Genomic DNA, 8,766 nt, shown 5'->3' with positions numbered 1-8,766 from the left:
GCGGATCCGCCATCCGCTGCGCCACACCCCGGGCCCCGACCTTGCGGATCAGTGGGCGACCTCCCGATGTCGACCCGCCACCCCCTCGCTCTCCCCCCGAGCCGAACGATCGATCCGCGTGCCAGCGGATCGGTCTAGGCGATCGCTCCCCGCTCTGCGAATCGCATCCACGCCGGAAAGCCGACTGCGCCGAGCCCGGCGGGGACGGGCTCGGGGACGAGCACCGCGACCGCGCCGAGCCCGGCGGGGACGGGCTCGGTGTGAAACACCCCCGAGCCGAACGATCGATCCGCGTGCCAGCGGATCGATCTAGGCGATCGCTCCCCGCTCTGCGAAACGTGACCACCCTCTCCGGCCGACCGCGCCGAGCCCGGCGGGGACGGGCTCGAAGGAAGATCAGCCGAGGCTCGCGACCCACTCCGAGCTGCCGTCGACGAAGGACTGCTCCTTCCAGATCGGCACCGACGCCTTGATGTCGTCGACCAGTGCCGCGCAGGCTTCGAAGGCCGCCGCGCGGTGGGCCGAGGCCACGGCGCAGGCGAGGGCGAGGTCGCCGACCACGAGGTCGCCGATCCGGTGCACGGCGGCGATGCGGACGTCGGGCCAGCGCTCGGCGATGCGGCGGGCGGAGGCGAGGAGTGCGGCGGGGGCGTCCGGGTGCGCCTCGTAGGACAGCCGGAGCACGCCGCGGCCCTCGTCGTGGTCGCGGACGACGCCCGCGAAGGTCACCACGGCGCCGTGCGTCGGGGAGTCGACCGCCTGCTCGCACTCGTCGACGGTGATGGCCTCGGCCGCGAGCCGGGCGAGGGCGACCGGCTCAGCGGGCATGGTCGCCGCCTCCGAGCTGATCGAGGAGGTGCCCGATCACCGGGTCGAGCACGTCGATCCCGTCGCGGACGCCGCCGGGGGATCCGGGGAGGTTCACTACGACGGTGCGGCCGCTGACGCCGGCGAGCCCGCGGCTGAGCACGGCGGTCGGGACGTGGGCGGCGCCCTTGGCGCGCACCGCCTCGGCGAGGCCGGGCAGGGGCCGCTCCAGGAGGGGAGCGGTCTGCTCCGGGGTGACGTCGCTCGGGGCGACGCCCGTCCCGCCGGTGGTCACGACCACGTCGACTCCGCTGCCGATCGCGTCGGCGATCGCCTCGCCCACCGCGTCGCCGTCGGCCACGACGACCACGCGGGACTCCCAGCCGCGGGTGGTGAACCAGGCCTCCAGCGCCGGTCCCGTCCGGTCCTCGTACACGCCGGAGGCGGCACGGGTGGAGGCGACGACCGCCACCGCCCGCCGCGTCACGGGGTTCCTCCGCTCGTCCACGAGCCGCTCCTCCCGCCCGCCTTCGCGAGCACACGGATGCCGGTGATCGCGGCACCGCGATCGACCGCCTTGATCATGTCGTAGACCGTGAGGGCGGCCACGCTGACCGCGGTCAGCGCCTCCATCTCGACGCCGGTGCGCCCGGTCGTGCGCACGCGCGCCTCGATCCGGACGCGGCCGTCCTGCGGCTCGAGGTCCACGTCGACGCCGTCCAGCGCCAGCGGGTGGCAGAGCGGGATGAGGGTAGAGGTCGCCTTCGCGCCGAGGATCCCGGCGATCCGCGCCACGCCGAGCGCTTCGCCCTTGGGCAGCTCGCCCTGCTCGAGGAGCCGCACCACCTCGGGTGAGGTCTCGACGTAGCCCTCGGCGACGGCGGTGCGCGCCGTGACCTCCTTCGCGCTCACATCGACCATGTGCACGGCTCCGTCGCCGCGCACATGGGTGAGCCGATCGCTCTCAGTCATCGATCCTCCAGATCTCGACCGTGTCGCCGGTCGCTGCGTGGTCCGTCCCGACGGGGACGTGGATGAGCACGGTGGAGCGGGCGTAGGACGCCAGCAGGTGCGAGCCGGGCCCGCCCACCGGGTGCACGAGGCCCTCGTCGTCGAGGACTCCGCGGCGGATCTGGTGCAGGTGCGCGGGCGAGTCGAGCGCCGTGCCGAGGCGCGCACGGAGCCGCGGCCGCTCGGCGGGCGTCCGTCCCGCGAGCGAGCGCAGCACGGGCCGGAGGAACACCTCGAACGAGACCAGGGCGCTCACCGGGTTCCCGGGAAGCGAGACCACCGGCAGGTGCAGCCCCTCGGCCACGCGCACGAGACCGAGGCCCTGCGGGCCGCCCGGCTGCATCTCGACGTGGCCGAACTCCGAGCCCGCCGGGCCGAGCGCGTCGCGGACGACCTCGTAGGCGCCCGCGCTGACACCGCCGACCGTGATCACCAGGTCGGCCGCGCCCGCGTGCTCCTCGAGCAGCGCCAGGAGGTCCTCGGCCCGATCGCTCGTGCAGGCGGCGACGACGGGCAGCGCGCCCGCCTCGCGGACGGCCTCGGCCAGCAGGGCGCCGTTCGCGTCGTGGATCTGCGCCTCCTCGAGGACGGCGCCTGCGGGACGGATCTCGTTGCCGGTGGGGACGACGAGCACCCGGAGTCGCGGCAGCACCTCCGCCTCGGTCAGCCCGAGGGAGGCGAGGAGTCCGTAGTGGGCCGCGCGGAGGACCGTGCCGGCCGGGAGGGCGAGCTCGCCGCGGCGGGCGTCGCTGCCCCGGGCTCGGACGAAGGTCGCCGGCACCACCGGGTGCGCGAAGGCGACGCTGCCCTCCGCGGGGAAGCGCGGAGGATCGACGCGCTCGACCGGGACGACGGCGTCGGCCCCCACCGGCAGCGGCGAGCCGGTCATGATCGGTGTCGCCGTGCCGGGCTCGTGCCGCGGCGCCCGGTCGCCCGCGGGGATCGGCGCCGAGACGGGCAGGGCGACGGGATGCTCCGGCGCCGCCGCGTCGAGGTCGGCCGCCCGCACCGCGAAGCCGTCCATCTGCGAGTTGTCGAAGCGCGGCAGGTCGAGCGGGGAGTCGACGGAGCGGGCGAGGACCCGCCGGTCGTACGCGCCCGTATCGGCGGCGACGGCGGCCGGATCCAGGCTCAGCGTCTCGCGGGCACCCCGCGTGGCCAGCGGCGCGAGCAGCGCCCGCACCCGGGCGGCGTGCAGGTCGATCGAGGTCATCGTGTCCTCTCGCGAGCGGCGGAGCCCGACCGGCGGCGGGACCGAGTCCATCTTGCCGGGTCGCGCCCGGTTCCGCGGCGTAGTGTGAGCGGATGAGCACAGCACTGGGGATCCCGGGCTTCCGGCCCCGACAGCGCAGCGCGGTCCTCCCGGCCGACCGCCCCGCCACCCCGCTCCTCCTGGACACCTACGGGCGCGTCGCGGACGATCTGCGGATCTCGCTGACGGACAAGTGCAATCTGCGCTGCACCTATTGCATGCCGGCGGAGGGCCTGCCGTTCCAGCCGCCCGCGTCCCTGCTCAGCCGTGAGGAGATCCTCCGCCTCGCGCGCATCGCCGTGGAGCAGTTCGGCGTCCGCCAGATCCGCTTCACCGGCGGCGAGCCGCTCCTGCGCAAGGACCTCGTCGACATCATCCGCGACGTCGCCTCCCTCGACCCGCGCCCCGAGATCTCGCTCACCACGAACGCGATCGGCCTGTCGGGTCGGGCAGCGGCGCTCGCCGACGCCGGCCTGAACCGCGTCAACGTCTCGCTCGACTCGATCTGCGCCGAGACCTTCGCGAAGGTCACCCGTCGCCCGTTCCTCGACCGCGTCCTCGCGGGCATCGACGCGCTCGGTCCCGCCGGCCTGGACCAGACCAAGATCAACGCGGTGCTCCTGCCCGGGATCAACGACCACGAGGCCCCGGAGCTGCTCGCCTGGGCCCTCGCGGGAGGCCACCAGCTCCGCTTCATCGAGCAGATGGCGCTCGACGCCGACCACGGCTGGGACCGCGCGACCATGATCACCGCCGCGGACATCCGGGCGCTGCTCTCGGAGCGCTTCTCGCTCAGCCCGCACGCGGCCCCCCGTGACGGCGCCCCCGCCGAGCTCTTCGACGTCCGCGAGGCCGGGGGGTCCGAGGTGCTCGGCCAGGTGGGGATCATCGCGTCCGTCACCGAGAACTTCTGCGACGACTGCCGCCGCACCCGGCTCACCGCCGAGGGCGGTGTCCGCAGCTGCCTCTTCTCGAACGAGGAGACGGACCTGCTCGGCCCGATGCGCGCGGGCGCGGACGACCACGAGGTCGCCCAGCTCTGGCGCGGGGCGATGTGGGCCAAGCCCGCGGGACACGAGATGAACCGGGCGGGCTTCGTGCAGCCCGAGCGCACGATGAGCGCGATCGGCGGATGAGCATGCGGGTCCGCTACTTCGCGGCGGCCAAAGCCGCCCTCGGCCGTGGTTCCGACGAGCTCGACGAGGTGCCCGACCTGGGCGCTCTCGAGGAGAGACTCGTCGCCTCCGCGCCTTCGGCCGCCGACGTGCTCGCACGGTGCACCTACCTGGTCGACGGCGTGTCGACCGCGGACAGGGCCACGCCGCTGCGTCCCGATGCCGCGGTCGACGTCCTGCCGCCGTTCGCCGGCGGCTGACCCCGAAGAGCCCTCCGTGACGAGCCGTCCTCGACCGGACCGGTGCGTCCGATCCGCGCGGTTCGCAGCAGGTGCGTCCGCGGTTCTGGAGGACGCTGCATCCCGAGGACGGACTGGTCCTGTCCCGCCGCACAGGGACCCGTGGGACGCCTCCCTCGGACCCGCGTGCGGCGGGGCAGGACCGGATCAGCGGCCGATTCCGTGCGTCACGGGCACAGGACGTTGGTCATCGTGTCGAGCACGTTGCGGTTCTGCACGTCGAGGAATCCGAACGCCGAGGAGACTCCGGTGGCGACCAGCACGCCGCTGACGAAGGCCCTGCCGTCCCGGGTCACGTAGGCGTCCGGCGCGAAGATGGTGGCGTCGGAGGGCACACCGGAGGCGACGCGGATCTGCGGCTGCGTCCTGTCCGCGAACGCGCCGTACCGGACGAGAGCGCCGTTCTGGATCACGTCCACGACGTCACGGTTCTGTCGATCGCGGTAGGCGTCGGCACTGGTCACCCCGGTGGCGACCAGGATGCTGCTGTTGAAGAGGCGCCCGTCCGGCGTCAGGTGGTACGAGGGCGCCAAGGCCGTCGATCCTGCCGGAACGTTCCTGGCGTAGACCTGGTTCTTCGTGGAGGAGATGTAGCGGACGAGCTCCGAGCCGACGATCACGTCGATGACGTCGTTGTTGCTCTGGTCGCGGAAGGAGTCCGCGCTCGTCACTCCGGTGGTCACGAGGGCTCCGCCGGCGCGCCGCAGCTCGCCGTTCGGTGTGACGTAGAAGGCGGGCGCATGGACCGTCGACCCGGCAGGCACGCCGCTCCCGATGGCCTTCGGCGCGGCCTCTCCGGTGACGAAGCGGTAGAAGACGCCGTCGACGACGAAGTCGGCGACGTCGCGGTTCTGCTCGTCGCGGAAGCCCTGGACGCTGGTGACGCCGCGCGCGATCCGCCCCCCGCCGTGGTAGAGCTCGCCCGACTCCGTCAGGTAGTACCGGGGTCCGACGGTCTTGGCTCCCGAGGGCACGTTGCCGTTCGACTCCGTCGTCGTCCGTCCGCCGTCGGTGACGTACCGGACGGCGGTCCCCGTGGTCGCGGTGGTGCTCGCGGTCGCCGTCGCGCCCGCGGCGCCGGAGACGGCGGAGAGGGTGATGCCGTTCTGCGCCACGTTCCCGGCCGTGACCGGGATGCTCACGCGTCCGTCCGCGCCGGTCGTCGCCCTGACGGTCTGCGCGCCGCCGCTGGTCAGGCCGGCGGGGAGAGTGATGGTGACCGTGTCGCCGGCAGCGGGAGCGCCGTTGGTCGTGGCGAGGACGGAGACCGTTCTCGTGGTGCAGGCGGGGAAGGAGTACGCCGGGGCGTCGAAGGCGAGGGTGAGGCCGGTGGACGCGGCGGCCGCGGGGGTCGCGACCGCCGCGGCGACGACGGGGACGGACCAGGCCGCACCCGACATGATCGTCCGCCGGGCGGGCCCCCCGCCGGTCGAGTCGATCCGCGGTGGGAGGGAGCGCGAGTGCGCTGCCGTCGGGTCCAGGGCGTTGGTGTCCGTCATGGTGTTCCTTTTCTTTCTTTCGTGCGAGGGGTGGTGGACGCGCCGATACTGCCGAACGTCCGGCCTCCGGTCGACGCGGAACGGGCCGCGACGAGGTTCCATGCCCGACCGTGGACGTTCCGTCGCGCCGCCGGACCGGGGGAGCCGCTCAGGCCGCCTCCTCGCCGGGAGCCCGTCCGGCGCGGGGGACGCGGCGGCCCACGTCAGCTCGCGTCGTCGATCCGGCGGAGGGTCCGCTGCATGTGGATCCGCGAGCTGAAGCCGGCCGACCGCGCCACGCGGTCCAGGTCCGTCGCCGCCCGTGGGCCGAGCTCGTCGAGGAGGCGCTGCGCCTCGAAGGCCCGTGCGCGCTCGATCCGCTGACGAGGGGTGGTGCCGGCGGCTGAGAACGCCCGGTGCAGGTGGCTGACCGACACGCCGAGGCTCTCCGCGAGCGTCTCCACCGTGAAGGAGCGGTCGCGGTAGTGCCGCTCGATCAGGCGCGTGCCGTTCGCGTACACGGCGGCGGGGGACCGGTCCTCCCGGTCGGAGGAGGGCAGCAGCGCCGAGAAGGCCGAGGCCAGGAGGTGCTCGCTCGCGATCTCGAAGTGCTCGAAGGCCGCGTCCGAGGGCTCGACGCCGAAACTGAGGACGGTGTTCGCCGCACCGGTGAGTGCGCGCCAGTAGGCCTCGGGGAGGGCGAGGACCCGGTCCGTGAGCGAGGCGAACTCGCTCGCGCGGAGCACCGAGGGGCGCAGCTGCCACTCGAAGCGCGCCCACGGACTGAGCGCCGCCGCGTACTGCACCGTCGAGGCGCGGGTCACGAGAGCGCTGCCGGCCGGGAGCCGGTGGTCGCGGCCCCGGGCGGAGAGGCGGCCGGTCCCGTCGAGGCTGAAGAGCACGCGGAGCCTTCCGGGATGGGGGAGGACCTCGAACTCCCCGGTCTGCAGCCAGGCGCGGCTGAGGCTGAGGCGCGGCGAGACGATCGCGTCGCAGACGGCACCTCGCGGCAGGGGGCGCCGCGGAATCCAGCCGAGCCGACGCAGCCGCCTCTCGGCGGGACTCCAGACCCCGGGCATCACGCCTCCGCGCCGGGGTCGAGCGGGTCGGGAGGATCGAGCAGCGCCGCCTGCCGCGCGGAGTGCGGTGAAGGCGTCGGCATGGGTGCTCTCCTCGGAACGGTGGCCGCGAGCACGCCACCGCCGATCAGCTTCGGACACTGCTCCGCCCTGATCCGCGGAGAAGGACGGATCCTCTCCGCTGCGAGCACCGAACATCCCGGGTCGCCGATCGGCAGGGCGCTGGGTGCGCCTCACCCCACCCGTTCCGCGGCGCACGCGGCCGCGGCACGGGTCACCGCTCCCGCCACGACGCCATCCCGCCGTCGAGCGAGTCGGACGCCACGCCCGCCGCCGCCGCGCGCTCTGCCGCGAGACGCGATCGGACCCCGGAGGCGCAGTGCAGCACGAGCGGACCGGCCGGCAGAGCGACGGGGTCGAAGCGCGACATCGGCATCCGCACGGCACCGGGCACCGCGACGGTCCGGTCCTCGTCGTCCTCGCGGAGGTCGACGACGGTCGGGGGCGTCGGCCCGGCCAGCCGCTCCCGCAGCTCGGCCGCCGTGATCGAGCCCGCCGCGGCCCGCCGCTCCGGGACCGGCGGCACCCGCCGCTCGAGAGGGAGCTCGGCCCAGGAGGAGTCGAGAGCGTCGTGCACGAGGACGCGACCGAACAGCGGCTCGCCCGCCCCGGTCACGAGCTTCACGACCTCGGCCGCCATGGCCGAGCCGATCAGCGCGCAGAGCGCGCCCAGCACGCCCACCGTCGAGCAGCTGTCGCCCGCGTCCTCGGCCTCGGGGTGCAGCGCGCGCAGGGTCACCCCTCCGCCCGGAGCGCCGGCCCAGAAGGTCGAGAGCTGCCCGTCGAAGCCGAGTGCCGATCCCCACACGTGCGGGATGCCGGCGCGCGTCGTCGCGTCCGAGGCGAGGTAGCGCGCGCCGAAGGTGTCGAAGCCGTCGACCACGACGTCCCAGCCCGCCACCAGGGCGTCGACGTTGGCCGAGGTCAGCGACACCGGGAAGGCCCGGGCGTCGATGCCGGGGGAGAGCCGCCGCGCGGTCGCCGCCGCCGACTCCGCCTTCGACCGGCCCACCGAGGAGTCGTCGTGCGCCGTCTGCCGCGCCAGGTTCGAGAGCTCGACGACGTCGCCGTCCACGATGCCGAGCCGCCCGATCCCGGCCGCGGCGAGCGCCGTGATCACCGGCGAGCCGATGCCGCCCGCGCCGAGGATCAGCACGCGCGCGTTCCGGAGGCGCCGCTGTCCGAGCTCCCCGAGGGGCGCCAGGCGGATCTGCCGGGCGAACCGCTCGCGCTCGGCGGCGGTCAGCGGCGGTCCGGGCTCGACGAGCGGGGTCATGAGAGCTCCTTCCTCCACTGGCCCTCGTGGGCGACGGGGGTGAAGCCGACGGCCTCGTTCACGGCGAGCATCGGTCGGTTCTCCTCGGCGTTCCAGGTGTAGACGGCCCGGCAGTCCGGGGCGGTCCCCACCGCGTCGCCGATCGCGGTCAGGGCGAGGAAGTCGCTCCAGCCGTCGGCGCCCACGGCCTCGGGGATCGCGAGCTCGCGGATCCGGAGCGCTGGGTCGGGGGTGCGGTTCACCACCCCAGTGTGCACGTCCCGGCGCCCGCGGCGGCCTCCTGCGCCTGTTCCGGTGCGGGATCGCGGCGGTCCGTCGGCCGGTCGGGGCTCCGCCTCCCGGCCCGGCCGCGGCCGTCGGCTACCGTGGAGGCGTTGTGGACGGGAGCG

At 74.5% G+C, this 8,766-nt stretch carries 10 protein-coding genes; 2 read left to right on the top strand and 8 right to left on the bottom strand.

The features are described from left to right. Nucleotides 1-396: 396 nt before the first annotated feature. The 4 genes from C5C53_RS08270 to glp are packed head-to-tail and all read right to left on the bottom strand — an operon-like array spanning nucleotide 397 to nucleotide 3,031. A complete protein-coding gene (locus C5C53_RS08270; protein WP_104232481.1) occupies nucleotides 397-828 on the bottom strand; it encodes a molybdenum cofactor biosynthesis protein MoaE in 432 nt (143 codons plus the stop codon). Then, nucleotides 818-1,315 carry a molybdenum cofactor biosynthesis protein B gene (locus tag C5C53_RS08265; protein WP_244229433.1) on the bottom strand — a complete coding sequence of 166 codons (498 nt, stop codon included), beginning with the start codon at nucleotides 1,313-1,315 and terminating at the stop codon, nucleotides 818-820. Before C5C53_RS08265 ends, C5C53_RS08270 begins: the two co-directional genes overlap by 11 nt. Continuing rightward, nucleotides 1,291-1,779: a cyclic pyranopterin monophosphate synthase MoaC gene (gene moaC, locus C5C53_RS08260; RefSeq protein WP_104232482.1), complete on the bottom strand. Its 489-nt coding sequence runs from the start codon at nucleotides 1,777-1,779 to the stop codon at nucleotides 1,291-1,293. Before moaC ends, C5C53_RS08265 begins: the two co-directional genes overlap by 25 nt. Further along, nucleotides 1,772-3,031: a gephyrin-like molybdotransferase Glp gene (glp, locus tag C5C53_RS08255; RefSeq protein ID WP_104267298.1), complete on the bottom strand. Its 1,260-nt coding sequence runs from the start codon at nucleotides 3,029-3,031 to the stop codon at nucleotides 1,772-1,774. Before glp ends, moaC begins: the two co-directional genes overlap by 8 nt. A gap of 92 nt (nucleotides 3,032-3,123) precedes the next feature. On the opposite strand from glp, the gene moaA reads away from it, so the two are divergent. After that, the gene (gene moaA / locus C5C53_RS08250) at nucleotides 3,124-4,206 is read left to right on the top strand and encodes a GTP 3',8-cyclase MoaA (protein ID WP_104226889.1); all 1,083 of its coding nucleotides are present in this window, start codon (nucleotides 3,124-3,126) and stop codon (nucleotides 4,204-4,206) included. After that, nucleotides 4,203-4,445, top strand: a complete 243-nt coding sequence (locus C5C53_RS08245; RefSeq protein WP_104223924.1) for a MoaD/ThiS family protein — start codon at nucleotides 4,203-4,205, stop codon at nucleotides 4,443-4,445. The genes moaA and C5C53_RS08245 overlap by 4 nt, the downstream gene beginning before the upstream one ends. Nucleotides 4,446-4,651: 206 nt before the next feature. Here the strand turns inward: C5C53_RS08245 and C5C53_RS08240 are convergent, their stop codons facing one another. From C5C53_RS08240 to C5C53_RS17550, 4 genes are all read right to left on the bottom strand, one after another. Continuing rightward, the gene (locus C5C53_RS08240) at nucleotides 4,652-5,983 is read right to left on the bottom strand and encodes a hypothetical protein (RefSeq protein WP_104226888.1); all 1,332 of its coding nucleotides are present in this window, start codon (nucleotides 5,981-5,983) and stop codon (nucleotides 4,652-4,654) included. 203 nt (nucleotides 5,984-6,186) lie between these two features. Then, nucleotides 6,187-7,041, bottom strand: coding sequence for an AraC family transcriptional regulator (locus tag C5C53_RS08235; RefSeq protein WP_104267284.1), 855 nt, complete (start codon nucleotides 7,039-7,041; stop codon nucleotides 6,187-6,189). 274 nt (nucleotides 7,042-7,315) lie between these two features. Continuing rightward, entirely contained in the window at nucleotides 7,316-8,377 is a 1,062-nt protein-coding gene (locus tag C5C53_RS08230; protein WP_104226886.1) for a ThiF family adenylyltransferase, read from the bottom strand. Further along, nucleotides 8,374-8,619, bottom strand: a complete 246-nt coding sequence (locus tag C5C53_RS17550; RefSeq protein ID WP_181027200.1) for a hypothetical protein — start codon at nucleotides 8,617-8,619, stop codon at nucleotides 8,374-8,376. The genes C5C53_RS08230 and C5C53_RS17550 overlap by 4 nt, the downstream gene beginning before the upstream one ends. Nucleotides 8,620-8,766 lie beyond the last annotated feature (147 nt).

It is taken from the genome of Rathayibacter sp. AY1E3, from assembly GCF_002932235.1.
GTDB lineage: Bacteria > Actinomycetota > Actinomycetes > Actinomycetales > Microbacteriaceae > Rathayibacter.
The sequence above is the reverse complement of the archived record's forward strand: the minus strand, read 5'-3'. Positions and strand labels throughout refer to the sequence as shown.

What these genes read in the sequence shown, in the direction of transcription:
- C5C53_RS08270 (WP_104232481.1), bottom strand. Translation starts at nt 828, where the DNA reads ATGCCCGCTGAGCCGGTCGCCCTCGCCCGGCTCGCGGCCGAGGCCATC.
- moaC (WP_104232482.1), bottom strand. Translation starts at nt 1,779, where the DNA reads ATGACTGAGAGCGATCGGCTCACCCATGTGCGCGGCGACGGAGCCGTG.
- glp (WP_104267298.1), bottom strand. Translation starts at nt 3,031, where the DNA reads ATGACCTCGATCGACCTGCACGCCGCCCGGGTGCGGGCGCTGCTCGCG.
- moaA (WP_104226889.1), top strand. Translation starts at nt 3,124, where the DNA reads ATGAGCACAGCACTGGGGATCCCGGGCTTCCGGCCCCGACAGCGCAGC.
- C5C53_RS08245 (WP_104223924.1), top strand. Translation starts at nt 4,203, where the DNA reads ATGAGCATGCGGGTCCGCTACTTCGCGGCGGCCAAAGCCGCCCTCGGC.
- C5C53_RS08240 (WP_104226888.1), bottom strand. Translation starts at nt 5,983, where the DNA reads ATGACGGACACCAACGCCCTGGACCCGACGGCAGCGCACTCGCGCTCC.
- C5C53_RS08235 (WP_104267284.1), bottom strand. Translation starts at nt 7,041, where the DNA reads ATGCCCGGGGTCTGGAGTCCCGCCGAGAGGCGGCTGCGTCGGCTCGGC.
- C5C53_RS08230 (WP_104226886.1), bottom strand. Translation starts at nt 8,377, where the DNA reads ATGACCCCGCTCGTCGAGCCCGGACCGCCGCTGACCGCCGCCGAGCGC.